Source organism: Streptomyces lavendofoliae, from assembly GCF_014649735.1.
Taxonomy (GTDB): domain Bacteria; phylum Actinomycetota; class Actinomycetes; order Streptomycetales; family Streptomycetaceae; genus Streptomyces; species Streptomyces lavendofoliae.
Window position 1 is genome coordinate 21,260 of the sequence record NZ_BMTP01000006.1, and the last position, 23,613, is coordinate 44,872.

Annotated in this window: 19 protein-coding genes; 3 read left to right on the forward strand and 16 right to left on the reverse strand. The window is 72.5% G+C overall.

Annotation, left to right across the window (positions count from 1 at the left end; translation table 11 throughout):
- Positions 1-79: 79 nt before the first annotated feature.
- Positions 80-2,146, reverse strand: coding sequence for a pectinesterase family protein (locus IE109_RS12960; RefSeq protein ID WP_189550981.1), 2,067 nt, complete (start codon positions 2,144-2,146; stop codon positions 80-82).
- A gap of 294 nt (positions 2,147-2,440) precedes the next feature.
- Positions 2,441-2,767 (reverse strand): hypothetical protein, encoded by a 327-nt coding sequence (locus IE109_RS12965; RefSeq protein ID WP_189550982.1) that lies wholly within the window; start codon positions 2,765-2,767, stop codon positions 2,441-2,443.
- A 552-nt stretch (positions 2,768-3,319) separates the two neighbouring features.
- Between IE109_RS12965 and IE109_RS12970 the strand changes: the two genes are divergently transcribed.
- Positions 3,320-4,015, forward strand: a complete 696-nt coding sequence (locus IE109_RS12970; protein WP_189550983.1) for a hypothetical protein — start codon at positions 3,320-3,322, stop codon at positions 4,013-4,015.
- Between the two features lie 236 nt (positions 4,016-4,251).
- Here the strand turns inward: IE109_RS12970 and IE109_RS12975 are convergent, their stop codons facing one another.
- The 4 genes from IE109_RS12975 to IE109_RS12990 form a co-directional block, all read right to left on the reverse strand.
- The gene (locus IE109_RS12975; protein WP_189550984.1) at positions 4,252-5,733 is read right to left on the reverse strand and encodes a peptidase M16 family protein; all 1,482 of its coding nucleotides are present in this window, start codon (positions 5,731-5,733) and stop codon (positions 4,252-4,254) included.
- A 430-nt stretch (positions 5,734-6,163) separates the two neighbouring features.
- Positions 6,164-6,754: a peptidase inhibitor family I36 protein gene (locus IE109_RS12980; protein WP_189550985.1), complete on the reverse strand. Its 591-nt coding sequence runs from the start codon at positions 6,752-6,754 to the stop codon at positions 6,164-6,166.
- Between the two features lie 131 nt (positions 6,755-6,885).
- Positions 6,886-7,830, reverse strand: a complete 945-nt coding sequence (locus IE109_RS12985) for a helix-turn-helix domain-containing protein (RefSeq protein ID WP_308431357.1) — start codon at positions 7,828-7,830, stop codon at positions 6,886-6,888.
- 397 nt (positions 7,831-8,227) lie between these two features.
- Entirely contained in the window at positions 8,228-8,752 is a 525-nt protein-coding gene (locus IE109_RS12990) for a hypothetical protein (RefSeq protein WP_189550987.1), read from the reverse strand.
- Between the two features lie 246 nt (positions 8,753-8,998).
- Here IE109_RS12990 and IE109_RS12995 point away from each other — a divergent pair, with 246 nt between their 5' ends.
- Positions 8,999-10,690, forward strand: a complete 1,692-nt coding sequence (locus IE109_RS12995; RefSeq protein ID WP_189550988.1) for a helix-turn-helix domain-containing protein — start codon at positions 8,999-9,001, stop codon at positions 10,688-10,690.
- 707 nt (positions 10,691-11,397) lie between these two features.
- Here IE109_RS12995 and IE109_RS13000 read toward each other — a convergent pair.
- Positions 11,398-12,639, reverse strand: a complete 1,242-nt coding sequence (locus IE109_RS13000) for an MFS transporter (protein WP_189550989.1) — start codon at positions 12,637-12,639, stop codon at positions 11,398-11,400.
- An 86-nt stretch (positions 12,640-12,725) separates the two neighbouring features.
- On the opposite strand from IE109_RS13000, the gene IE109_RS13005 reads away from it, so the two are divergent.
- The gene (locus tag IE109_RS13005) at positions 12,726-13,184 is read left to right on the forward strand and encodes a winged helix-turn-helix transcriptional regulator (RefSeq protein WP_189550990.1); all 459 of its coding nucleotides are present in this window, start codon (positions 12,726-12,728) and stop codon (positions 13,182-13,184) included.
- A 123-nt stretch (positions 13,185-13,307) separates the two neighbouring features.
- Here IE109_RS13005 and IE109_RS13010 read toward each other — a convergent pair whose 3' ends face one another.
- From IE109_RS13010 to IE109_RS13050, 9 genes are all read right to left on the reverse strand, one after another.
- Positions 13,308-14,960, reverse strand: coding sequence for a DUF885 domain-containing protein (locus IE109_RS13010; protein ID WP_189550991.1), 1,653 nt, complete (start codon positions 14,958-14,960; stop codon positions 13,308-13,310).
- The gene (locus tag IE109_RS13015; protein ID WP_189550992.1) at positions 14,960-15,865 is read right to left on the reverse strand and encodes an EamA family transporter; all 906 of its coding nucleotides are present in this window, start codon (positions 15,863-15,865) and stop codon (positions 14,960-14,962) included. Before IE109_RS13015 ends, IE109_RS13010 begins: the two co-directional genes overlap by 1 nt.
- Positions 15,862-17,124 (reverse strand): ATP-grasp domain-containing protein, encoded by a 1,263-nt coding sequence (locus tag IE109_RS13020; RefSeq protein WP_189550993.1) that lies wholly within the window; start codon positions 17,122-17,124, stop codon positions 15,862-15,864. Before IE109_RS13020 ends, IE109_RS13015 begins: the two co-directional genes overlap by 4 nt.
- Entirely contained in the window at positions 17,121-18,446 is a 1,326-nt protein-coding gene (locus IE109_RS13025; protein WP_189550994.1) for an ATP-grasp domain-containing protein, read from the reverse strand. The genes IE109_RS13020 and IE109_RS13025 overlap by 4 nt, the downstream gene beginning before the upstream one ends.
- Complete coding sequence (locus IE109_RS13030) at positions 18,443-19,885, reverse strand: ATP-grasp domain-containing protein (RefSeq protein ID WP_229890959.1); 1,443 nt, start codon at positions 19,883-19,885, stop codon at positions 18,443-18,445. Before IE109_RS13030 ends, IE109_RS13025 begins: the two co-directional genes overlap by 4 nt.
- Before the next feature lie 72 nt (positions 19,886-19,957).
- Entirely contained in the window at positions 19,958-20,710 is a 753-nt protein-coding gene (locus IE109_RS13035; RefSeq protein WP_189550995.1) for a hypothetical protein, read from the reverse strand.
- Between the two features lie 45 nt (positions 20,711-20,755).
- Positions 20,756-21,055 (reverse strand): 2Fe-2S iron-sulfur cluster-binding protein, encoded by a 300-nt coding sequence (locus IE109_RS13040; RefSeq protein ID WP_189550996.1) that lies wholly within the window; start codon positions 21,053-21,055, stop codon positions 20,756-20,758.
- Positions 21,052-22,104: an NAD(P)/FAD-dependent oxidoreductase gene (locus tag IE109_RS13045; RefSeq protein WP_229890961.1), complete on the reverse strand. Its 1,053-nt coding sequence runs from the start codon at positions 22,102-22,104 to the stop codon at positions 21,052-21,054. The genes IE109_RS13040 and IE109_RS13045 overlap by 4 nt, the downstream gene beginning before the upstream one ends.
- A 337-nt stretch (positions 22,105-22,441) precedes the next feature.
- Positions 22,442-23,449 carry a ParB/RepB/Spo0J family partition protein gene (locus IE109_RS13050; RefSeq protein ID WP_229890963.1) on the reverse strand — a complete coding sequence of 336 codons (1,008 nt, stop codon included), beginning with the start codon at positions 23,447-23,449 and terminating at the stop codon, positions 22,442-22,444.
- Positions 23,450-23,613 lie beyond the last annotated feature (164 nt).

A 23,613-nucleotide genomic window follows, 5' to 3' on the forward strand; every position in this document is an offset into this window, starting at 1 on the left:
CGGCACCGGCGCTGCCGCCGGGGCGCGGGGCCCGGGAACCACGCGTCGAGGTGGCTCCCGGGCTCCTTCGTCCCACCTGCTACGGGGTCCAGTCCCCCAGCCAGTCCGCGACCTCCTGGGACGCGGCCTGGGAGTCGGTCAGGTGTGGCCGGTCGGTGCTCTTGGGACCGGCGCCCGGTCCGGTGTTCATGTACTCGGCGAAGCGGTCGTCCTTCCACGAGAAGCCGCCCATGTCGGTCCACGGAGTGCGCTTGATCGCGGCGCTGAGGACCGAGTCGCGGACGGTGGCCTGGGGGTCGGCCGCCGGGTCGCCGCCGGGGTGCCAGTTCCGGCCCAGGTGGAACGACCCCGCCGCCACGTCACCGTCGACCGTGGAGCGGTGGATGAGGATGCCCTTGCGGCCGGCCGGGGTGCTCGGGGCGGTGATGTAGCCGGCCGAGGTGCCGTTCCAGCGCTTCTTGAGGGTGATGACCGACCGGTCGATCACGGCGGTGGCGCGGCCGAAGATGAAGTCGACGTTGCCGACGATGTAGGAGTTGGTGACGTGGACGCGGCCGGGCTTGTCCTTGGCCGCGGTCTCCAGCTCCAGGGTGTCCTGGTCGCCGGTGACGATGAGGCCGTCCAGCACGATCCTGTCGGCGGTCGTGAGCAGGGCGACCGCCTGGTGGCCGTTCAGGGCCTGGTTCGCGGCCTCGTCGAAGTCGTTGGAGACGGTGAGGTTGCGCAGCTGGGAGTCGTCCGACCGGATGGCGACCGTGGCGCTGCCCGGAGTGCCGTACGTCCCGGAGCCGTCCGGCTTCCGCATCCCGGCCGCGTTGCCGTACACGATCACCGTGTCCTTGCGGCTCGTTCCCGAACCCTGGATGGTGAGGTGCGGCTTGTTCGCGGGGACGTCGACCGTCTCGCGGTACGTGCCCGGCTTCACGGAGATGACCACCCGGGAGGGGTTGCCGACGGGTACGGCGTTCACCGCGGCCTGGACCGTCCGGTACTGGCCGGTGCCGTCCTTGGCGACGGTGAGCGTCCTCGCGGCCGTGGCACCGGCGCCGGCGGTGGCGGCGGTCGCGGTCGCGGTGCCCAGGGAACCGCGAGGCCCGGCCTGGGACTTCACCAGTGCCGGCACGGCGCCGGCCGCGTCCGGGGTGTAGCCGTAGAACTTCCTCGGGTCGAAGGCCGTGCCGCCGCCGCTCTCGTTGCGGCCCTTCGTGCCGGAGAAGATGTTGCCGCGCTGCACGAGGGCGGCGGTGGCGTCCCTGATCGCGGGGTTGTTCATGCCCTGGAAGTAGGAGTTCTCCAGCAGCATCCGGGTCTTGCCGCGGGCGTAGTTGCCGTAGGAGGACGTGACGGACGTGCCCGGGGCGTCCTCCATGAAGTTGTTGTAGAGGTGCGCGTGGGCGGCGTTGTCCGTGGACGGGTTGCGCTGCTCGGTCTCGCGGATCCAGTTGTGGTGGATCGTGATGTCGGTGACGACGTTCTGGGTCCAGCCGATGCCGAAGGCCTTGTTGGCGTTGCTCAGCCTGTTCCAGGACACCGTCACGTTCGTGCTGTCCTTGCGTACGTCGATCAGGCCGTCGGCGGTGTGCCGGAGGTCGTTGTGGTCGATCCACACATGGTGGGCGCCGTCCATCTGGATGGCGTCGAAGTCGTGCTCCTTGTCGTTCCACACGCCCTGGTAGGAGTCCCTGATCGTCAGGTTCCTGATGATCACGTTGTGCACGCCGCGGCCGAGGAAGAAGCCACCGCCGACGATGTGCCCCAGGGTCCCGGAGCCGATGATCGTCTTGTCGGAGGCGACCTTGATCTCCTTGCCCACGGGTGCCATGTCGATCGTGCCGGCGACGACGATGACGTACGGCTCCGGAGCGGTGGCGTACTTCTCCAGGTCGGCGAGCGTCTTGACGGTGACGGTCCGGCCGCCCCGGCCGCCGTACGTGCCGTTCTGCCCGAGGGCGTCGACGGAGGCGAAGCCGTCGGCGGCGGCCGTGGCCCAGGACGGAGCGCCCGCGGCGGCGGCTCTCTCCTCCTCGCCCAGTCCGAACACGGACCCGTACGCCAGGACTCCGGAAGCGGCCAGCGCCAGCGGCACACCGATCGCCAGGACCCTCTGGGGTTTGCGGTGACGGGCCGTGCGGCGGGTCGAACTCATCTGCGGTTTCCGTTCCGTGTAGGGGGAAGAGCGACGTCTGGTTGCCGCCGGGGCCGGAAAGGTTGCCGTGCCCGTCCACGAACGGGGACGGGTTTTCGCGGGGCGGGGCCCGGGGCCTCGTACCGGGCGCCCGGTGTGCGGCAGTACGAGCGGCCCCGCACCCTGGGGTGCGGGGCCGCTCCCCCGTCATCGTGCGGCCGGGCGCGCGGCGGGCCGCTCAGGACCGGGCAGGGGAAGCCGCGCCCTCACGGGTGTCCTGGCGCCCTCCGGCCGGGAGCGGCCGGCTGCGGGGCATCAGCAGTCGTACGCGTACTCGGCCCTGCCGGCGGTCGAGTCCCAGGTGAAGGTGACGGTCCTCCCGGCACCGATGCTCTTGCAGGCCGGGTCCCAGGACCAGTTGACGGAGACGGTCGCGTTGATCGTCTTGTTGCAGATGTTCGTGACCCGCGCCTTGCCCTTGGCGTTGGCGGCGAGCGACGCGCAGCCCACGGACGCTGCCGCGGAGGTCTGCCCGGACGGCGCCGGGGCCGCTGCCACGGCGGGCACGATCCCGGTCGCGGCGAGTGCTCCCCCCGCGATCATCACGGTCAACGGCGTCCAGATCTTGCGGTTCCGGTACATCTTCCCGTTCTCCTCTCGGTCGGCCACCCCCACGGGCGGGGGCGGATTCGCCCTGCCGGGGCGACACCCAGAGCCTGTTGGCGGAGCCGGCACGGGGACAACAGGATGGGGCTGTCCGGGACGGGGACGTGGCTGTCCGGGCTGTTCAGAGCCATCCGTGGCGGGCGTCCGGGACTGGCGCGGGCCGGGACCGGGAGGTGCGTGCCCGAGCCGCCCTGTCCCCGGCGCGGTACGGCGAAGCGGGCAGGCCCCGGCTTCGCGGGGCGGTCGGCGCGGCAGGGGGTACCCGTGGGCTCCCGACCGCGGCGCGATCCGGGGCTCGGACGGGCTGCGCTCTGCGTATCCTCCTCATGACCTGTGGGCGGCGACGGGAAGGCACGGGAAGTGAGCGGAAACGGGGGCGGGAGCCGCGCGCCGTGGGATTCGTACGGAGAAGGGCGGCCGACAGAGCCGGGCCGGTCACCGGTGCCCCCCGGGAGCCCGCCGCCCCACGACCCGGCGCGCCGACTGACCTTCGGACGTCTGTTCCACCCGATCGCCGTGGGACGCGCGGTGTTCACCCCCTCCAGGCCGGACCGCGTGCACGATCCGGTCGTCAAGAGGGTGCAGGTCCTGCGGACGGTCGTCGGCCTGACCGCCGTCACGTGGATGCTGCTGTCCTACGGGCTGGCGCCGGACGCCGACGCGGTGGTGGACGACCGCTTCGGCCAGATCCGTACCACCCTCATCGTCCTGGGGGTGACGTTCCCGGTCGCCGTCGCGGCCTTCATCGTGGCGGCCCGTCCGCCCAACCGGCGCCTCTTCCTGCGCCGCGCCGGCAAGCCGGCCGGGGCGCTGCTCGCGCTGGTCGTCACGCTCGGGGTTCCGAGACTGATCACCGGGATGGGGTACGTGAGCGAGAAGACGAACTGGACGGCGTCGGCGGGGCGGGTGGCGCTGCTGTTCGCCCTCGGTGCCTTCATGTTGTGGCTCGCCCCCTTCGCCCTCTACGGCATCGCGCAGTCGCTCGTCCACGTCTTCCGGACGGCAGACCTCCATGAGACGGTGCCTCCGCTGCTCGCGACGCTGCTGGTGTGGGAAGTCGCCCTCTTCGACGTCTTCCGGGGCGCCTACGACAGTGTGCCGCTCGGGGTGCGTGTGGCCTTCGCCCTGGGCGGCCCGCTGACGGTCACCGCCGTGGCGATGTGGGAGCTGCGGCGGCTGCGCACCCGGCACGGCATCACCCTGCGCGGGGCGTTGCTGCGCTGATCCGTCGCGGTGGCGGGCACCCCCGCACGCAGGGGGCCGTCGTTCTTCGTTGGCGACGCCGCTCCGGGTCTGCCGCGGGATCGTCCGGACACGACCGGAGTGGCCACCGCTCGGGCGGGCGGCCCCGGACGGTCCGCGTCACACAGCCGCCGCCCGCTCCCCGTGGGCGGCGGCTTCCCGCGTACGGCGCCGGTCCGAACGAGCGGCGCGGTCGTGACGCGGGCCCGCGAGGGCGCTCACTCGTCCCGGCCGGGCCGGAGGGCGGACGCCTCGTAGCGGAGCGCCTCCGGTACGGCGGCGTCGACGGCGGCGACGGCCGGCCCGATGTTCGCCCACAGTTCGGGTACGACCGGGATCAGACAGCCGTGGGAGCCGAAGACCACGCGGCCCGCGCCCTGCGACTCCACGCCCACGACCTCGTCGAAGGCGACGTGGTGCACCTCGTCGGCGTCGCGGTACCAGAGGCCGGAGGGCCCCACCCCGAGCCGCGCCGCGCGGGCGGCGGAGGAGAGCGACCTCCTGAACAGCGAGGGCCGGAACACCCGCAGGCCCGGGGGGAACGCGTCGGTGACGGCGCAGGTCCCCCGGGCGAGAGGGGTGCCGTCCAGCTGCGCCGGTTCCACCTCCACGTGGTCCGGGACGACCAGCAGGGCGGTGGAGAGCGCGGCGGTGAACGCCTGCGCCGCCTGCTCGGGGGTGACCTTCGCCAGGGCTTCCAACCGGGTCGCCGGGTCCTGGTGTTCGAGTCCGAACAGCGAACAGGCGGCCGCATCGCCGAGTTCGGAGGGCGTCGACCGCACGTCGAGCCAGACCTCGCGGAAGCCGGCCAGCTCCTCCGCGAGTTCCTCCGCGGTGACGCCGTCGCCGGCCAGCCGCAGGGCCTCCTGCCACAGCAGCTCCGCCACGCGCCGCTCCTGACCCTCCCGGGCGTCCAGGCACAGGGTGTACTCGCCGTCGCCCGTCCCGGTGGGGACGCGGGCGCCGCCCACCTCGTACGACACGCCCTCCTGGTGCCGGGCGCGCCGGCGCAGCCGCTCCTGGAGCACGGCGTGGGCCAGGATCAGCGCGGGGTCGTCGAGATCGCCGCGGAAGGCCAGTCCTGGATCGGGCACGTCGGCCTGGAACCAGGCCGGTCCGGTCCTGAACACCCGCCGGGATCCGGCGCGGTCGGGTCGTGGGCCGCGCGGCAGCGGAAGGCGCAGGCCGGCCGGCGGCGGCCCCGTCAGCACCAGGACGGCGTTGTCCGCGTGGAAGCGGCGGGCGGCGAGGTCGCGGACGGCCGCCACGGGAATGCGGTCGGGGCCCGGTCCGGCCCAGGAAGCCAGTCCGGCGCCGACGGCGCCGTACCGGAACGACAGCAGTTCCGCGCTGGTGGGGTCGGTGACGCCGGCGCCCTCGGCGGCGAGCACCCCGGCCTCGCGCCCCATCCGGTCCACCGGCAGCGCGCTCAGCGCCCGGCAGACCAGGGCGAGGAACTCCGTCACTTGCGCCGCGCTCCCCGAGGCGGTGAACTCCGTGAGGGAGAGCGTGACCGAGGCGTTGTGCTCGTGATGGAGACGCGGCAGCGTGCTCATCGCGAGGTGCTCGACGAGGTGCGTCACTCCCAGGTGCCTGAACGTCTCGTCGGCGACCCCACAACCGAAGACGAGTGCGGCTTCGAGAGGGCCGGGAGTCTCCTCCCACAGAACGGGCACGCCGTCGATCACATCACGCTGCATGGTCGGATCATATGGTCAGCCGGCGCAGTGGCCGACACTCCGTCCACCCCGCGAGCACGCACCGCACCGGCACAGGCGGCGCGGCGGCGACCCTGGCGGGCCGTCGCCGGTCCCGCGGCGACCTGAGCGTCTCGCGCCCCGTTCACGGCGCCGGAACGCCCGGAAGCGTGCCCGGCGCCCGCACTCGGGCGGCCGGGCACGCCGCGTGCAACGGGCCCCGGAACCGGCTACGGCCTTCCCCCGTACCCCACCTGCTCGCCCTGGCGTGGCCTCGCCACGAACTCGGCTCCTTTCCGGAACCGAAGGGCCGGACGCGCCACTGGGCAGCGCGCGGTCGCGAGGACGGGCCTGCGTGAGCATGGCCTCGCCCCGCGCCGCGTCCATCAGGGCATGGGCCGAGCGAGGGACCGGTGCCGCTTCCAGGACATGCCTAGCAGGGCCTCACGTACCAGACGGGCCCCCAGTCGCCGTCGGCGTCGGAGGAGTACGCCGGGGGTGTGGTGTAGATGAGTGACTTGCTCTTGTTGTACATGCGGGCCCGCGTATCCCCGGACTGGTTGTTGATCCACGATCCGCCGCTGTTCCAGCCGTCGGGGATCTCGTGCAGGACGCACGACGAGCGGTTCCACTGTTCGCCGGTGAAGTTGGAACCCTTGTAGCCGCAGAAGTAGTAGTACGGACAGCTCGCTGCGGCCGTGGCGGGGGAGTTTCCGTTCAGGCCGCTGTTCAGGGCGCGCGCGTACTTCTCGCCCGGGACGGTGAACGTCACCGAACCGCCCTCGACGGCGACCTTGTTGGCGGCGATCTGCTTGCCGCCGGACTCCGCGATGAACGCGTCGACCTTCTGCTGGAGGCCACTGATCTGCTGGGCGCTCAGCCCGTCGCGGACTGCTTCGGCGCGGAACGCCGCCGTACCGTTCGCCGCCCTGCCGCTGTCCGAGGCGAACGTCGGTGCGGCGATCCCTGTGGCGGCCAGGAGGGCCGCCCCCGCGGCCACCGCGATGTGGGTACGCAAGCGCATGCCTGCCACTTCCTTTCGACGAGGGCCCGGTGGACCTGTTGCGAGACAGGCCCACCGGGCACGAACCGACGATCACACCCTGGCCGTCGCACGCCGGGACCGTCTTGAAGAAAATCGCGGTACGAGCGAATTCACTTGTCCCGCCTCGCCGCCGTCTCGAACGGTTCAGCGTCCAGAACGGCACTGGTGACCTGTCCCGGCACTCGGTCGGTGGCCTCGGAGTTCTCGTTGTCGTTGCCCCGGAGGCGAAGAAACTGCCGGGGCGTGCAGCCGATCATCGCCTTGAACTCCCTCGAAAGGTGCGCCTGATCGCTGTAATGGCACGCCGCCGCAGTTTGTGACGGCGAGTGGGAATCCGTGAGAAGCCGCAGCGCTCTGCGTAGGCGCAGAACCCGGGCCGCACCCTTCGGGGTGAGCCCTATCTGCTCGCGGAAGCGGTGCTCGAACTGTCGCCAGCTCCAGCCGGTCCGCGCGGCGAGCTGCTTGATCGGCACCGCCCCGGACGACCGGACGAGTTCCCGCCAGGCGTAGCGCACGCGCGGCGAGGAGGGGGGTCCCGTCTCCCGCCAGCGATCGAGCGCGGTGTCCAGACAGGCGAAACGGTCGGCCCAGCCGACCCTGGCCTCAAGTTGTTCGATGAGAAGCTCGGAACGGTGCCCAAGCAGTTCCACCGGATCGGTGAAGTGCTCTGCGAGGTTCCACATCGGCGTCCCGAACAGGGAGAACGCGGCCCAAGGGGCCATGATGACCTCCAGGCCGTGCAGCTTTCCGCCGTGTCGGCCGAAAGTCGCACGGGTGCTCAGGCCGGAGATCAACGAGCGGCGCGTGGTGCTGGGGCCGGTGGGGTCGGTGGCGTCGGTGAGCTTCAAGGAATGGCCGAAGGTGAGGACCAGGGTCACGACACCGTCCGGGACTTCGAGCCGGGCACGGGGGCGGTCGAGGTCCAGGCGGAACCCTTGGTACCTCTGCACACCGGGGCGCAGCCGGGCATGGGGCAGGGCGGAGACCGTTTCCCACCGCCCCTGCGAACCGTACGATCGATACACGCATTCCACCCGCGTCACGCACCTTGGCACATCGAGAATTCGCCATCGGGCTGTACATGGATGAGCTCGCCTCATTACCTCCAGCGCACCATTCCACTGACGGGGCCGTGTTCGAGAGGCGGAAACCACTCAACTTCCCGCGCCGCCCCGGCCCATTCGCGCGCGCCCGGACGCGCCTGCGCCGTAACCCGGGTCGGGAGGCCCGCCATCCGCCACAAAGGGTGCCGCGCCGCGCCGGGTAAAGGCCCTTGCCGCATCCGGCCCCCGGCAAGTGGCAGCGCGCCGAGGGAGGCCCATGGTCGGTCCACCGCCGCACCGGGACCGGATCGGCCGGCATCAGCGGCTCGACCCGGCCCCACGTCCATCAGCGATCACTGCTGGGACAGACCCAACCGATCAACTGATGAGCGCGGTGAAGGGACAGGCTCTAGTCCTTGTCCGACCACCAGTAGCCGCCACTCTTGGACTTCACGTCGCCGACGTCCGCGCACCAGGTGACGCGCTTGGTGTTGCCCGCCTTGCCCGTGGTGGTCTTGGCGCAGGCACGGATGACGCGCTTCGTGATCGTGCCCTTGCGGTAGTGGGCGTACCAGCTGGAGTAGACCTTCTTGTCGTCCTTGTCGGCGGTGACGCGGCCGCAGGTCTTCCAGTTCTTGCCCTTGTCGTGGCTGATGTCGACCCACACGCTGTCGCCCTTGCGCACCTTCCCGCTGAGCAGCGCCGCGGAGTTGTCGTCGCTGGGCCCCGTCCCGGTCGACAGGATCAGCTCACGGCCGTACTTCTTGGTCTCGCCGTTGTCGTACTTGGCGTCGCCCTTGCCCTTGTGGCTGCGGAAGGTGGGCTTGCCCAGCTTGTTGTACGTGCACTTGCCGCCCTGCGCCATGGTGCCCGCCTCGGCGGCAGCCACCGTTCCGCCGGCCAGCGTCGCGGTGAGCGCGGTGGCCATGGTCATGGCCGTCAGCGTGCGTCGGACTCGTGACATGTGGTTCGTCCCCGTTCTGCTCGTCGTTCGTTCCGTGCCGGACGCGGTCGTGCCGGCGTGATCACTGTGCTGCTCCGCCTCGGACGGTGGCCAGGGGTCCCGCGTCCCACGTCCGCGTGGGACGCGGGACACACCGTTCACCTGGTGCGGAGCGGACGTCTTGGGACGGGCGTGGAATGCTGGGGGCGTCGGGGAAAGGCGTCACGGGGGTGAGGCATGGACGGGGTGCGGGGTGCCCGGGAGTTGGCGGCCCTTCTGGCGGCGCTGAAAGAGCGCAGCGGGCTCAGCTACCAGGAGTTGGGCCGGCGGGTTTTCCTCAGCAGTTCCACCCTTCACCGGTACTGCAACGGCCGGGGTGTCCCTGGGGACTACGATCTCGTCGCCCGGATCGCCAAGGAGTGCGGGGCCGGCGCGGACGAGCTCAACCGGCTGCTGCGGTGCTGGAGGGCGGCGACAGGACGGGAGCCGGACCGGGAACGGGGCGCGGTATCGGTACGGGAGCCCGGGCCGGAGCCGGTTCCGGCACCGGAGCCGGGTGCGACGCCGCAGGCCGGGCCGAGGCCGACCCGGCCGATCACGCCGAAGCCCGTTCGCCGACGTCCCCCGGGGACGAGGGTCGTCCTCGCCGTCGCCGTGGCCCTGGCCGTCCTGTGCACCGCCGTGGCGAGCGCCCCGTACGAGACGACGACGGCGGCGACGACCGGGCCGGCACCGGTCGGGGCGACGAGCTGGGCACAGGCACCGAAGCCCGTCGATCCGGCCCTGTTCGGCGTGACGATGAACAGCTCCAGCGGGGCCATGCCCTCCTTCCGCACCGGCGCGCTGAGACTGTGGGACAGCGAGACCCGCTGGGCCCAGATCGAGCCGGCCCCCGGGGACTACCGGTGGGCCACACTCGACCGGCTCCTCGACGGCGCCGAACGGCAGGGCAGGCCCACGTTGTTCGTCTTCGGCGGTACGCCCGCCTGGGCCGCTCCGGACGCCCGGAAGGCGGCGTATCCGGACGGTTCACGGGCGGCGCCGCCTGACGACCTCGACGACTGGGACGCGTTCGTACGCGCCCTCGTACGGCACGCGGGCACCCGTATCGAAGCGTACGAACTGTGGGTGACGGCGAATCACGAGCATCACTACAACGGCGGTGTCACCAGGCTCGTCGACATGACGCGGCGGGCGAGCCGCATCATCCGGGAGGCCGACCCCGGCGCGACCGTCGTGTGCCCCTCCATCACCGCGCTGTGGACAGCCGAGGCACATGACTTCCTGCTGCGCTTCGCCGGGGCGGGCGGTTACCAGTACTGCGACGCGGCGGGGATCAAGCTGTACCAGCGACGGGTCACCGATCCACCGGAGACCATGCTGGAGGCGGTGCGCGACGTCGACCGGACCTTTCACCGGGCCGGCTACCACCTGCCGCTGTGGAGCACCGGCACCACCCAGACCGTGACGCTGGACGATCCGCTGGAGGAGGACACGGCGGCCGACCACGCGGTCCGCTACTACCTCACCGGCCTGTACGCGGGGAACCGGAACCTGGCCCGCATGTACTTCTACGCCTGGGGCAACGGCAAGATCCCCCTCGTCCTCCAGGCCGAGGGCCGGCCACCCACAAAGGCGGGCCTGTTCGTCGCGCGCCTCCAGCGGTGGCTGGCCCGCGCGGAGATCCGCTCCTGCGGCCAGGGGGCCGGGATCGCCCTGCCCGGGAACGTCTGGCAGTGCGAGTTCCGCCTCCCCGACGCGGACGGCACCCTCCGCACGGCCCGCATCCGCTGGACCCACACCGGCGCCGCCGAGACCCCCGCCGGCGCCGGTGCCCGCAGGGTCGAGTACCTCGACCGGGCCGCCCGCGAGGTGGATCACCGCGACACGGTGCGCGTCACGGAGCGGCCGGTGTTGATCCGGTACTGACCTGGTACGGAAACCGGTACGGAACCGGTACGGCCGAGCGGGGAACGGCCGCCTGAGTGGGAGAGGAACTCGCCGACCGGGGGCAGGGGCGGCCGACCGTGCGAGCGAACGCCGACGAGCCGTACGACGGCGCCCCGGAAGCCCGCCGAGCGCGTCGGCCGGGGGTGCCCTGGCCGACCCGGCCGGCGTCCGCCGGCGCGGCGACGTCGGACCCCGCCCGGTACGCCGACGGGCGGGGCGGCGACCGGCCCGCCAGGGTCCGGGACGCCCGGCGGCTCGGCGGCCCGGTGTGAACCGCCACGGCTCCGGCGCACCGGCCACGTACGCCGCGACCGGTGGGCGCCCGGCACCCGGATCGTCCCGCCGGCTCTACCGCCCCCGTGGCCGACCGGGGTCCGTCCGAAGGGGGCTCCGAGCGGTGTGCGTCCGGCGCAGACCGGTCCGCCGGCCCCCGTGCTGGCCGCGCTTCTGCCGTCACGGCCGCCCGCGCCCCGCGCCGCCCGGTACCGGAACCTTCCGCCACCCCACCGCCGACGGCCGACGACCTGGTCCCGCCCGGCGCGGGACGGGCACCGCCGCGGCGCAGTGGGCCCTGGTCCGGCTCCCGGCGGCGGGGGTTCCGCCGGGAACCGGGCCGGAGCCCACTGCGCCGGGCCCGCCGCTTCGGCCCGGCCGGGCCGAAGCGGCGGGGCCGCGGGGACGACCGCTCAGGGGACCTTGGGGCTGTCCATCACGCGTCCGGCCGCCGCCTCCCGCGCCGGGCGCGCGCCGGCCTCGTCGGCCGTGCCCGCGCCGTCACGGGGCAGTCGCCGGTCGGCCGCCCAGACCACCAGGGCGCAGGCCGCGAACGCGGCTCCGAGGACGCTGGAGCCGGCCCAGCCGTAGGAGGTGAAGGTGGCGGTGGTGGCGGCCGCGCCGAGGGCCGAACCGAGTGAGTAGAAGACCATGTAGCCGCCGATGACGCTGCTGACCCGATCCGGGTGCGTGGAGGTGAGCACGTGCTGGTTGCTCACGTGGACGGCCTGGACGGCGAAGTCGAGGACGACGATCCCGGCGACGAGGAGCCACAGCGACCAGGGCAGTTGGGCGATCGCCGCCCAGGACAGGATGAGCAGGGCGAGCGCGAGGCCGGTGACCGGGGCCGCCCGTCCCGCGTCCGCCCACCGGCCCGCGCGGGCCGCGCCGAGCGCGCCGGCGAGACCGGCGATGCCGAACAGCCCGATCTGGCTCTCGTTCAGCTCCCAGGGCGTGGCGGCCAGCGGCAGCGACACTCCGCTCCACAGCGTCCCGAACGACGCGAAGAGGAAGAACGCGATGAGGCCGCGCGTCAGGAAGGTGCGCTGCCCGAACAGTCCGCCGAGCGAGGCGACGACCTGCCGGTAGCCCGCCGGCGGGGTCGACCGCTCCTCCGAGGGCAGTACGGCGAGGACGAGGGCCGCGAGCCCGAGCGACAGCACCGCGAGCACGGCGTAGACGCTCCGCCAGCCCCACACCTCGGCGAGCGCTCCGGTGACGACCCGCGCGCCCAGGATGCCGACCACGACGCCCGAGGTCACGACGCCGATGTTGCGTCCGCGTTCGGCCGGTGGCGAGACCGACGCGGCGTAGGCCACCGTGGTCTGCACCACCACCGCGAACAGCCCGGCCGCTGCGAGGCCCGCGAACGCCACCCAGGCGGCCGACGCCGCGGCGGTCAGGATCATGCCCAGCGCGGTGACCGCCAGGTGCACCGCGATGAGCCGGCGCCTGTCGACCACATCGCCGAGCGGCACCAGCAGCAGGAGCCCCGCCAGGTAGCCGAACTGGCCGGTCGCGACGATCCACCCCACGAGGCCCGGGGGCACGCCGAGGTCGCGCCCCATCGGCTCCAGGACCGGCTGTGCGGCATAGATGCTCGCCACAGCGACACCACACACCACCGCGAGCAGTAACCGCCGCCATACGTTCATTGCGCTCCCATCCGATCAGTAGCAAATTGCAACCACTTCGACGGTACGGCATGATGGTTTCAATCCGCAACTCATCGGGAGGGGTCATGCCACGCACCACCGAGGGCTCTCCGGAGCCCGACTGGACCGACCCGGACTGTCCCGTCGCCCGGACTCTCGACCTCGTCGGCGACAGGTGGAGCCTCCTCGTCGTCCGCGACGCGATGGACGGCGCCCGCTCGTTCACCGAGTTCCAGCGCCGCACCGGGATCGCGCGCAACATCCTCACCGACCGCCTCCGCAAGCTCACCGCCCACGGGCTCCTCGCCCAGCGCACGGCGCCCTCGGGCCGCCGCCAGGAGTACGTGCTCACCAACGCGGGCCGTGCCCTCTTCCCCGTCATCCTCACCCTGCGGCAGTGGGGGGAACGGCACGCCTTCGCCCCCGGTGAGCCCCACTCCACCCTGGTCGACCGGCACGGCACTCCCGTGCCGGAGCTCGCGCCGACGGGCACCGACGGCACGCTCCTCGACGCCGACACCACACACGTGCGCAAGACCCGGTAGCCGGCAGGACCAGGCGGCCACCGGCGGCCGGGCCCCGGCGCGGACACCGCCACGCACGGAGTACCGCCTACCGCGCGGGGCACCGCCGCGCGCGGAGTGCCCGCGCGGGCGGCACCGCGCCGGTCAGTGCTCGCGGGTCAGCTCGGCGCGCAGCAGGTCCAGGCCCATCGGCCCCAGGTCCAGGGCGCGCCGGTGGAACCGCTTGAGGTCGAACGCGGCGCCGTCGCGGCGGCGGGCCTCCTCCCGCGCCTCCAGCCACACCTTCTCCCCCAGCTTGTAGGCGAGGGCCTGTCCGGGCCGCCCCAGGTACCGGTCGATCTCGAACTCCACGAAGCCCGCCGGGCCCACCCCGCAGTACTCGGTGAGGAACGCGCGGGCCAGCCCGGGCGTCCACCGCTCCCCGTCGTGGAACCCGGTGCCCTTGGGGACGCGGAGCCGCAGGTGCAGCCCGATGTCCAGGACGACGCGCGCCGCGCGCAGTTGCTGCCCGCCGGCCAGCATCCCCAGCCGGTGCGCCGGGTCGGCGAAGTACCCCAGCTCGTCCATCAGCCGCTCGGCGTACAGGCCCCACCCTTCGCAGTGCCCGAGGTGCAGTTCGCTCGACAGGCGCTGGAACCGGTTGAGGGTGGCGGTGTTGAGGGTCGTCACGCCCAGTTGCAGGTGGTGGCCCGGCACTCCTTCGTGGAACATCGTGCTCGGCACCGTCCAGGTCGGGACCGGCGCGTCGGGGTCGGTCGACGGCCACCAGACCGTGCCGGGGCGCGACAGGTCCTCACTGGGCGCCAGGTAGGACGCGGGCCCGTCGGTGCGGGTCAGCCGGCAGTCGATGCGCCGCAGGGGCTCCGGGATCGCGAAGTGCGTCCCGTCGAGGTCGGCGATGGCGCCGTCGGCCAGCCGCTGGATCCAGTCGCGGAACGCCGCCGCGCCCGTGACCCGGTGCCGGGGGTCGTCGTCGAGCGCCGCCAGCACCGCCGCCACCGGTTCGCCGGGCGCGATCCGCGCCGCCGCCCCGGCCATCTCGCGGCGTACGCGGTCCAGTTCGTGCCAGCCCCACGCGTAGGTCTCCGCCAGGTCCAGCCGGGTGCCGAGGAACTCCCGCACTCCCAGCCGGTAGCGGTCCGCGCCCAGCGCGTCCAGGTGCGGAGCGTCCGCCGCGAGGTCCCGCGCCAGGTACGCCGCGAACCGGCTCAGCGCCTCGTCCGCGGCCGCCGCGGCCTCGTCGAGGGCGCCGCGCAGCGCGCCGTCGCCGTGCCCGGCGGGCAACCCGGTCAGGTACTGCCGCATGTCGCGGCAATCCCGGGCGTTGCGGACGACCTGCCGGTACGGCGCGACCCGGCCGCGGCGCCGCGCGTCCTCCAGGCTCTCGCGCAGTCCCGCCAGCGTCGCCGGGACGGCCCGCAGCCGCGCCAGCAGCGCCTCCCAGACGGTGTCGCCGCCCTGGTCCAGCGACCCCAGCGCGTACCGCACGCGCTGCACCGGCCCGTCGAGGGTGTCCAGCAGGGTGCCGTACGCGTCGGCGTCGGCCAGCGCCACCTCCGTGGCGAGCCGCTCCCGCAGCACCGAGGCGGCGACGCGCTGGGCGTCCCCCGCCACCGGCGTGTCGTCGAGCGCCTTCAGGGTGCGACGCGCCAGCTCGGCCCGCGCCCACACCGCCCGGGGACCGTAGTCGGTCAGCCGCTCCTCCTGCCCGGCGATGCCCATCGTCGCGGCCAGGCACGGGTCGAGCGCGGCCAGCTCGTCCACGTACCGGTCCGCGAGGGCGTTCAGGGCGGTCATCACCGGGCCCGGCTCATCGACGGGAGCCGGGTGGTGACGCCGGACCCGGCCAGCCTCTTGCCGTACAGGCCGATGACCAGACCGGTGACGATCAGCGCTCCGGCCACCAGCTTGAGCGGCGGCAGCGGCTCGCTGAAGATCAGCACCGAGCCCAGTACGCCGAAGACGGGGACGAGCAGGGACAGCGGCGCGACGGTCGACACCGGGTACTCGCGGAGCAGCCAGTTCCACACGGCGTATCCCAGCAGAGTGTTCGGGTACGCCTGGAAGAGGATGGACGCGACGGCCGCCCACCCCATCTGCTGCGGCAGCGCGGTGTAGCCCTCGGTGCCGTTGACCACCAGGTCCAGCAGGAACAGCGGGATCGGCGAGAACAGGCTCGACCACACCAGGAACGCCAGCGTCTCCTTGGGCGCGGCCTTCTTGAGGATCACGTTGGCGACGCTCCAGGAGACCGCGCCGAACAGCACCAGCGCGACGCCGACGAGCGTCACCGTGCCGTCGGTGACGAACATGATCGAGAACAGGCCGGCCAGGGCGACCGCGATCCCCGCGTACTGGTACCGCGACAGCGACTCGCGGAACACCACGGCTCCCAGCAGGATCGTCAGGAACGCGCTGAACTGGAGCACCAGGGACGCGATCCCGGACGACACCCCGGCCTGGATGCCGAGGTTCACCACGCCCCACAGCCCGACGCCGAAGATCAGCCCGTAGCCGATGGTCCACCGCCACGGCACCTGCGGGCGCTTGAGGAAGAAGACGGCGGGCAGCGCGCAGAGGGTGAACCTGATCCCGGCCAGGATGAGCGGGTCCACGCTCCTGAGCCCGATCTTGATGACCGAGAAGTTGAGACCCCAGATCGCGGTGACGGCCACCGCGATCAGGATGTGCTGTTTCTTCATGCCGAGACCTGTTCCGGAGTCATGGGGACGGTGGGGCGGGTGCGGAGCGTCAGGGAGCCGAACAGGCCGGCGATCCAGTCCCGGGTGTCCTCGGGGGTCTCGCCCGCGACGATCCCGGCGAGGACGGTCTCCCCGGCCTGGTAGGTGATGTGGTCGGGCAGCGGCGCGCCGGACGGCAGTTCGTTCCAGGCGACCACGCGCGGGTCGGCGCGGAACGCCGCGACCCCGCCGAGACCGGCGAACACCCGCCCGGCCAGGTGGTGTCCCGGGTGGACGAACCAGCCGTACCGGCGCCGGACGGCGGGCGGCTCCGGGAGCTTCCCGGCGACGGACTCGCCGAGCAGGACGCGCAGCTCGTACGACGGCAGGTGGACACCGGTGGCGAGCTCGACGGTCGCCACCACGTCGGCTCCCCCGACCCGGTTGCCGACCTCGAGGAAGACCGGCTCGCCGTCGTGGACGATCGCCTCGAGGTGGAAGCTGCCGTCCTCGATCCGCACGGCGGCCAGGGCGCGTGCCACCCAGGCGCGCGTCTCCTCGGAGAACCCGGTCTGGAAGGACCCCATCGGCAGGCCCTGGGCGTATCCCAGGCAGGTGCCCACGTACTGGCTGGCGCTGAGGACCAGGATCTCGCCGCCCTGCACCAGGCCGTCGAAGTGCCGGATCGGCCCGGTGACGAACTCCTCCACCTGGAAGTCCGTCAGGTCGCGGAGGGCGTCGAGCCGGGCGACGCCGGTGCGGCCCTCGGTGATCGCCGCGGCGGTCTGCCGGGGGGTGTCGAAGACGAGCACGTCCTCGCTGGACGCGCCGCGGTGCGGTTTGAGGACCGTACGGCCCTGCCAGGGCGCCCGTCCCTCCAGTTCGAGGAAGCGGGGCAGCGGGAGGAAGCGCGGCACCCGCAGGCCGGCCCGCTCGACCGCCCGCTTCATCAGGACCTTGTCGCGGGCGAGCGCGACCTGGTCCACCGGCGCGCCCGGTACGCCGAGGTGTTCCCGCAGCCGGGCGGCGTCGAGGAGTTCGTACTCCGACGCCGAGATGACGCGGTCGAAGTGGCGGGGCCGCCGCGCCAGCCAGTCCCGCGCCTCCTCGAAGGCGGTGCGGATGCCGGGGCGGCTCACGCGCTCGCAGCGCAGGCCGGGCGGCAGGGTGGCCAGCGCCCGGTCGGTGCCGAGGTAGGTGACCTCGTGGTCGTCGTGGGAGATCCCCCGGTGGTATTCGATCTTGAAGTAGGGCACGCGGTGCAGGATGAGGATCTTCATCGGGCTTTCCTCGCGGGAGTGGGGAGGGCGAGCGCGCGGTCCAGGGCGAGCGACCAGTCCTCGCGCAGCGCGTGGACGACGGTGCGGATGTCGGCGCGGTCGCCGCGCAGGACGACGCAGCCCTGTGCCGCGAAGTCCGCGTTGTCGCGGGGGACGGCGTGCAGGTCGCGGCGCAGGGGCGAGACCCAGGAGAACTCCGTGACGGTGAGTTCCCCGTCGCCCAGTCCGAGCCGCTCGGCGGTGGCCCGGACGGCGTCCGCGAAGGGGTCCGCGCCGGCGGGGACGTCGTCCGGGCAGAACGAGCGGTCGTCGCCGACGCCGAGCATCACGGTGGCGGCCGAGCAGCCGGGCACCAGCCGTCCGGCGTCCGCGGCCGTGCCGAAGGCCGTGTCCACCCAGCGGTGGTGCAGGTCGATGCCGTAGACCCAGCGGGCCAGCGACCAGATTTTCATTCCGGCGGGTCGCCGGTTGGGTTCCACGACGGCGGCGCGCAGCCCGTCGTCGCTGAGCTTGATCTCGTTGTGGAACGGCCCGTCGCACTGGCCCACCAGCCAGTTCGCCTGCCGTCCCGCCCGCTCCAGCGTCGCGCGCTCGTGCTCGTCCACCCCGGCGGGCAGCACCTGGGCGATCTCGACGGGGTACCGGCCGCGGGCGCTGATCTTCTCGGTGAGGAACGCCAGCGGGCCCAGCCCGTCGAAGGAGAACTCGCGCCGGTAGGGGATGAGTTCCTCGCAGATGACGCCGCCCTCCAGATAGGGCAGGACCTCGGCGAACGCGGCCGTCAGGTCGTCGCCGGGACGCACCACCACGACGCCCCGGTTGTTGCCCTCCGCCGCGGGCTTGACGACGAAGCCCTCGGGGTGGTCGCGGGCGAAGTCCCTCAGCTGGTCGAGGGAGGCGATCTCGGCGAAGTCGGGCACCATGACGCGCTGGGCCGCCAGCAGGCCGGCCACGCGCGCCTCGTCGAGCCGGTAGTGGTACTTGGAGAACGCGCCCTCGGCCAGGCGGGCCGAGTCGACGGGGACGCCCAGCCGTTCGAGCAGTTCCGCCCCGCTGCGCACGGCGTTGTCGGAGAAGACGATGCCCGCCCTGATCCGCTCGCGCCGGTCGCCGAGGAGCTTCTCGCCCATTTCCGCGAAGTCGTCGCGCAGCGGGTCGAGGTCGATCACCTCGTCGGCGATGGCGTGGTCGGCCGCCGTGGGATCGGCGCGGATCAGCACGACCGTCGCGCCGTGGCGTTCGCGCGCGTGGTCCCGCAGGTGGCGGACCTCGTCGATCCGGCTCAGGTTGTAGTCGACGATGAGGAGGATGGGCGCGGTCATCGCGGCTCCGTCTCGTACACGATCTCGATCGCCTGCTCGGAGGCGGGCAGCAGCCCGGGGAGTATCGCGTCCCGGTCGGCCCGGTCCATGCGCCAGAGGACCTGGCCGAGGAAGACCTCGCGCGAGGACGACTCGACGACGTCGCCGGGTTGGAGCAGGACCTGCGACACGACGGGCCGGAGCGGGAGGTCGTCGCTGAGTCCCACCTCGCGGATGGTGCCGGGGTCGGCGAAGAAGACGCGGAAGAACGTCGCGTTCGGGCTCGGTGTGGTGCCGTCCGCCGCGAACGACAGGCTTTCGAGCCTGGCGCGGAACCCGGCCGGGCGGCGGGCGGTGAGGAGGCAGTCCAGCCAGAGGTCGAGCAGGCTCGGGCCGCCGGTCAGGGCGGCCACGCTGGGGGAGATCAGACTGCCGCCGACACGCGGGTTGACCTCGATCAGGTCCCAGCCCGACGGGTTGTGGCGGGCTTCGACGTGGAGGCAGCCCCAGTCGATGTCCAGGACGTCCAGCACGCTCGTCACCCAGCGGATCCCGGCGGCCGTCTCCTCGGCCGACAAGCTCGTGGGCGGGCTGACGCAGGCGTTCTCCAGTACGGTGCCCTCCGCCTCCGTCACCTCGCACTTCTCGTGCACGGCCACGATGTGCGGTTCGCCGTCCACGACGACCGCCTCGAAGCTGAACTCCCGTCCGGGTACGTAGTCCTCGACCAGGAACTCCACGGCCGGGGCGCCACCGTGGTGCCCGCTCGCCGCCGGCACCGCGCCGTCGGAGGCGGCCGTGTCCGGCCCGCGGCCGGGGTCTGCGGGGGCGCCCGCCTGCGGCGGCGGTACCGGGTCGGTGGTGAAGGCGGCGGCGTAGACCGTGTCGGAGCGCGCCTCGGCGGCGATGCGTTCCAGGTCGGCCCAGGTGGTGTCGCCGGTGAGCGGGAACGTCCCGAACGACGCGATGCCGCTGACCGGTTTCACGAAGTGGCGGCGGCCGTCGCCCCGGCGCTCGGCGAGCGTCTCGGGGGTGAGTGCGGACGCCCGCCCCCTGCTGAGGCCGGCGTCCGCGAGGCGGTTGCGCAGCGTCAGCTTGTCGCGCAGCTGCAGGATCTGCTTCTCGTCCAGGTCGGGCACTCCGAGGCGGGCGTTGGCCAGCGCCATCAGGTGCCGGTAGCCCTCCCAGACGGTGAGGCAGCACAGCACGGTCGTGCCGGCGGCCTCCAGGTGGTCGAGGTAGTCCTCGACGTCATGGGGGGTCAGTACGTGCTCGGGGGTCACCCGGACGTCGTCGGCGAGGTCCGCCAGCGCGCCGGGCCTGGAATCCTGGTGCCGCGGCTCCGGCAGCGAGCTGAGCACACAGGTCCTCAGCCCCCGTGCCGTGACCGCGCCGGCGAGGTCCTCCATGAACGAGAACCCGACATGGCTGAGCAGCAGCACTGCTCCGGTGTTTTCCATGCTCGATCCGGCCTCCTCACCGGTGGGCGGGGGCGCGCCGCGGTCGCGCCGCGCCCCCGCCGAGGACAGGACTCAGGCCGGCTGCTTCTCGGCCTTGGCGATGGTGTCCAGGTAGAGCTCCTCGAAGTACTGCGCCAGGACGGTCTGGTGCTCGCGGAGGTACCGCTTGAAGGCGGCGATGTCCTCGTCGCTGCGCAGCAGGTGACGGACGGCGGCCCACACCTCGCCGGGGTGGTCGTCGTTGATGTCGGTGTGCGAGTGGTTGATCTGGCCGCCGATGTTGCCCTCGCCGACCGACTCCTTGAGGGCTTCCAGCTTCCTGGGCTCCAGGTTCACGTTCACGTACTCGACCAGGTAGGAGTAGGCCACCACACCGAGCGGACCCTCGTGGTCCAGGAGGTAGGAGAAGTAGCCGGCCAGCAGCTTGGTGGACAGGTAGGGCTCGGTGGCGAGGAACTCCTCGCGCGATACGCCCACCTTCTCCAGGTCGGTGATGAAGAGCTCGTCGTGGAGCATCTCCTCCTGCTCGTAGTTGGCCCAGACCTGCGCCGCTTCCGGGCTGCGCTTGGCGATCTCCACGAGTGCCTTGGCCTCGGCCACCCGCAGCAGCCGGATGCGCCAGGCGGTTTCGATCAGGTTGCGCTTGTAGTACGCGGAGTCGACGTTCTTGCCCTCGAGGTGCGCGGCCTCGGGGACGTTGGCGTACCACTCGAGGACCTGCTGGTCGAGCTGCTTGTCGATCTCGGCGCGCAGTTCCGCTGAGGCGGCCGCGCTGAGGAACGGGGTACGGTCCCCGTAACCGGCGTTGGTCACGCGGTTCGGCATGGTGTCACCTTTCTCGTGGTCGCTCGGACGTCGGGTGCGAGCGGTCTAGATGTCGTCGGCGACGCGGACGGTCGCGTCGCCCCGCAGCCGGCACTGGCAGGCCAGGCGGTGATGGCCGCCGGTCCGGCCGAGGTCTTCCAGGAAGTCGAGTTCGTCGTGGTCGGGTTCGCCGAGGGAGCCGGAGCCCTCCAGCACCTCGATGACGCACGCGCCGCACGATCCGGAGCGGCATCCGAACGGGATGAGCCGCTGCGGGGTCTCGTACTCGACTTCGGTCAGGGGGGATCCCGCGGGCAGCAGGATCTCGGTTCCGGTCGGAAGGATGGTCAGCTTTTTCAGGGTCATGACAACAGTGCGGCCTCGCGGTCGGTGGAGTGCTCCGGCGCCAGGCGGGAGCCGGGACGCAGCCCCACCACGGCGTGGTTCACCGCGGTCGCCGCCTCGCCGAAGCCGACCGAGATGAGCGGGACGCGGCCTTCGTAGGTGCAGATGTCACCGGCCGCGTACACCTGCGGCAGATTCGTCCGCATCGCCCTGTCGACCGCGATTCTGCGGCTTTCCACCTGGAGCCCCCATTCGGCGATCGGGCCCAGTCCGGTGATGAAACCGAGTGCCGCGACAAGAGCTTGTGCGGGCAGCGTCGATTCCTCTTCGCCGGCGAGGACGCGCACTTCCTCAAGACGTGGCGCGCCATGGCAGGCCGTCACGTGCGCGTCGGTCAGCACGCGAATTCCGGCGGCGTACATCTGCTTGACGCCGTGCTCGTGGGCGCGGAAGGACGAGCGCCGGTGGACGACGGTGACGGACCGGGCGATCGGCGCGAGGGCGAGGGCCCAGTCGACCGCGCTGTCGCCGCCGCCCACGATCACCACGTCGCGGCCCCGGTGCTCGTCGAGGCGCGGTACGTGGTAGGCCACGCCCCTCCCCTCGTAGGGCCGCAGGCAGGGCAGCGTGCGCGGCACCGAACGGCCGAGCCCGGCCGCGATCACCACGGCGCCGGCACGGACCCGCCCGCCGCCCTCCAGCCCGAGCGTCCAGCCCGCCCGCCCGTCCGGCGCCAGGGAGGCCGCCGTCCGGCCGAGCAGGAAGCGCGGGTCGAACGGGGCCACCTGGGCCAGGAGGTTGTCGATCAGTTCCCTGCCCCGGACGCCCACATGACCGGCGACGTCATGGATCCTCTTCTCCGGGTACAGGGCCGCGACCTGGCCGCCCGGCTCGGGCAGTACGTCGACCACCGCGCTGGACAGGCCCCGGAACCCGGCGCAGTACGCGGCGTACAGGCCGGCCGGACCCGCTCCGACGACCGCCACGTCCACGGTCGTGTCCATGGCCATGCCCGTGTCCGGTCCCGCGCCGGCCGCGGTCGACTCCACTCGAGCCCCCGGTTGATTCATGGTGAACTCCAGGCCCTTCTCGTGTCCGGTCGAAAAAGCTCGGGCAATTTCGTTCCGCGGCCGGTCCCGGATGATCACCCGGGGAGCCTTCATTCATGCCTTTCGGCATTCCATGCGGATATTCAGACGCCCAGCGGGCTCCCTTTCCGGGGAGTGTTCCGCCGAGTGCAAATTCATCATTCAGCGAGCCGATCGCACCGTCAAGAAAAGGGGCCGGAATTCCGATCGACCCGCATTGGGCGGGCGCTTTCCCGCAAAGCGAGCCGGCCTTCGGCGAGCCCGGCCGCCGCCCGGGACGCTCGCCGCTCCGCCCACAGCCCCCGGCGCCCGGCGCGCGCTACCGCTCGGCGACCTCGCCCACGGCCCCGTCCAGGGCGCTGGCGAACCGCTGCCACTCCCGGGCGTAGGAGTTGGCGAGGTCCGCGACCGCGACGGCACAGTGCACCGGCACCGCGGCCATCAGCTGCTTGCCGGCCTCGAGATCGGGGGCGCGCTTGTTGAGCCAGCGCAGCAGCGCGCGCCCCGACTCGGTGAACCTGAGCGACGGGTCCTTGGCCAGGCTCTCGATGCGCTGCTCCCGGTGGTCGCCCACCGGCGGAACGGGGATGACGGTCCGGTCGCCGTCGGCGGCCCGACGCCCGGCGGCGTGTCCGGCGACGGGACGCTTCGGCGCCGGGCTCTGCTGCTCGCGCCGCAGCCGCTGCCGGATCTCGCAGGCGGTACTGACCGACACCCCCGCGCTCGCGGCCACTTCGCTGAGGGTGGCGCCCGGATGTTCGACGAGGTACGTACGCGCCGCCTGCCGGCGCCGTGCCGCGTCGACGGGGCGCGAGCGTCCGTCCGCCCCGATGCGCACCTGCGACTGAGGAACTTCCTCGGTCGAAGCGCGGCGCACGGCACTCACGGTCTTGGGGGAGAGTCCGGCGATGCGCGCGATCGCACGGTCCGACAGGTCGGGGTGCGAGGCCAGGATCCGCCCGGCCGCGGCCTTCCTGTCCTTCAGGGTCAGCGGCAGACCGTGGGAGACGTTGGCCGCGACGGAGTGGATGAAGACCTCGCTGACCGGCCCGTCGAGGTACCGGACGGGGATCGTCTCCTGCCCCCGGAGCCTGGCGGCCTCCAGACGGTGCATCCCGTCGACCACCCGCAGCGTGTCCCGGTGCACCAGGACCGGCTCCAACTCCCCCTGCGCGAGCACCTCGACGTGCTGCCGGTCGATCCCGCCGAGACGAGGTGAGTCGGCGTCCACCAGGGAGGCCACCGGCACCAGGTCGACCTCGGCCGGACACCCTCCACCCGTCACGACCGCGAGGCCACCGGCCGCCGCCTCCGACAGTTCCCTCATTTCCTCCACCACCCTTTCCTCACGCCTGCGCATGAGCAAGACAGCCCGCCACGGGACCCCGGCGGGCGTGTCAGCCCGTCACGAGGCCGCGGAGGAGCACGGTTTCGGGTACGGCGATCACCATAACAAAAATAGTGCTATTTATGTTCTGTGCGGAGGTGAAC

What these genes read in the sequence shown, in the direction of transcription:
- IE109_RS13010 (WP_189550991.1), bottom strand. Translation starts at nt 14,960, where the DNA reads ATGACCGCCCTGAACGCCCTCGCGGACCGGTACGTGGACGAGCTGGCC.
- IE109_RS13015 (WP_189550992.1), bottom strand. Translation starts at nt 15,865, where the DNA reads ATGAAGAAACAGCACATCCTGATCGCGGTGGCCGTCACCGCGATCTGG.
- IE109_RS13035 (WP_189550995.1), bottom strand. Translation starts at nt 20,710, where the DNA reads ATGCCGAACCGCGTGACCAACGCCGGTTACGGGGACCGTACCCCGTTC.
- IE109_RS13050 (WP_229890963.1), bottom strand. Translation starts at nt 23,449, where the DNA reads ATGAGGGAACTGTCGGAGGCGGCGGCCGGTGGCCTCGCGGTCGTGACG.
- IE109_RS13040 (WP_189550996.1), bottom strand. Translation starts at nt 21,055, where the DNA reads ATGACCCTGAAAAAGCTGACCATCCTTCCGACCGGAACCGAGATCCTG.
- IE109_RS13005 (WP_189550990.1), top strand. Translation starts at nt 12,726, where the DNA reads ATGCCACGCACCACCGAGGGCTCTCCGGAGCCCGACTGGACCGACCCG.
- IE109_RS12980 (WP_189550985.1), bottom strand. Translation starts at nt 6,754, where the DNA reads ATGCGCTTGCGTACCCACATCGCGGTGGCCGCGGGGGCGGCCCTCCTG.
- IE109_RS12960 (WP_189550981.1), bottom strand. Translation starts at nt 2,146, where the DNA reads ATGAGTTCGACCCGCCGCACGGCCCGTCACCGCAAACCCCAGAGGGTC.
- IE109_RS12965 (WP_189550982.1), bottom strand. Translation starts at nt 2,767, where the DNA reads ATGTACCGGAACCGCAAGATCTGGACGCCGTTGACCGTGATGATCGCG.
- IE109_RS13020 (WP_189550993.1), bottom strand. Translation starts at nt 17,124, where the DNA reads ATGAAGATCCTCATCCTGCACCGCGTGCCCTACTTCAAGATCGAATAC.
- IE109_RS12990 (WP_189550987.1), bottom strand. Translation starts at nt 8,752, where the DNA reads ATGACCATGGCCACCGCGCTCACCGCGACGCTGGCCGGCGGAACGGTG.
- IE109_RS13025 (WP_189550994.1), bottom strand. Translation starts at nt 18,446, where the DNA reads ATGACCGCGCCCATCCTCCTCATCGTCGACTACAACCTGAGCCGGATC.
- IE109_RS13000 (WP_189550989.1), bottom strand. Translation starts at nt 12,639, where the DNA reads ATGAACGTATGGCGGCGGTTACTGCTCGCGGTGGTGTGTGGTGTCGCT.
- IE109_RS12995 (WP_189550988.1), top strand. Translation starts at nt 8,999, where the DNA reads ATGGACGGGGTGCGGGGTGCCCGGGAGTTGGCGGCCCTTCTGGCGGCG.
- IE109_RS13045 (WP_229890961.1), bottom strand. Translation starts at nt 22,104, where the DNA reads ATGAATCAACCGGGGGCTCGAGTGGAGTCGACCGCGGCCGGCGCGGGA.
- IE109_RS13030 (WP_229890959.1), bottom strand. Translation starts at nt 19,885, where the DNA reads ATGGAAAACACCGGAGCAGTGCTGCTGCTCAGCCATGTCGGGTTCTCG.
- IE109_RS12975 (WP_189550984.1), bottom strand. Translation starts at nt 5,733, where the DNA reads ATGCAGCGTGATGTGATCGACGGCGTGCCCGTTCTGTGGGAGGAGACT.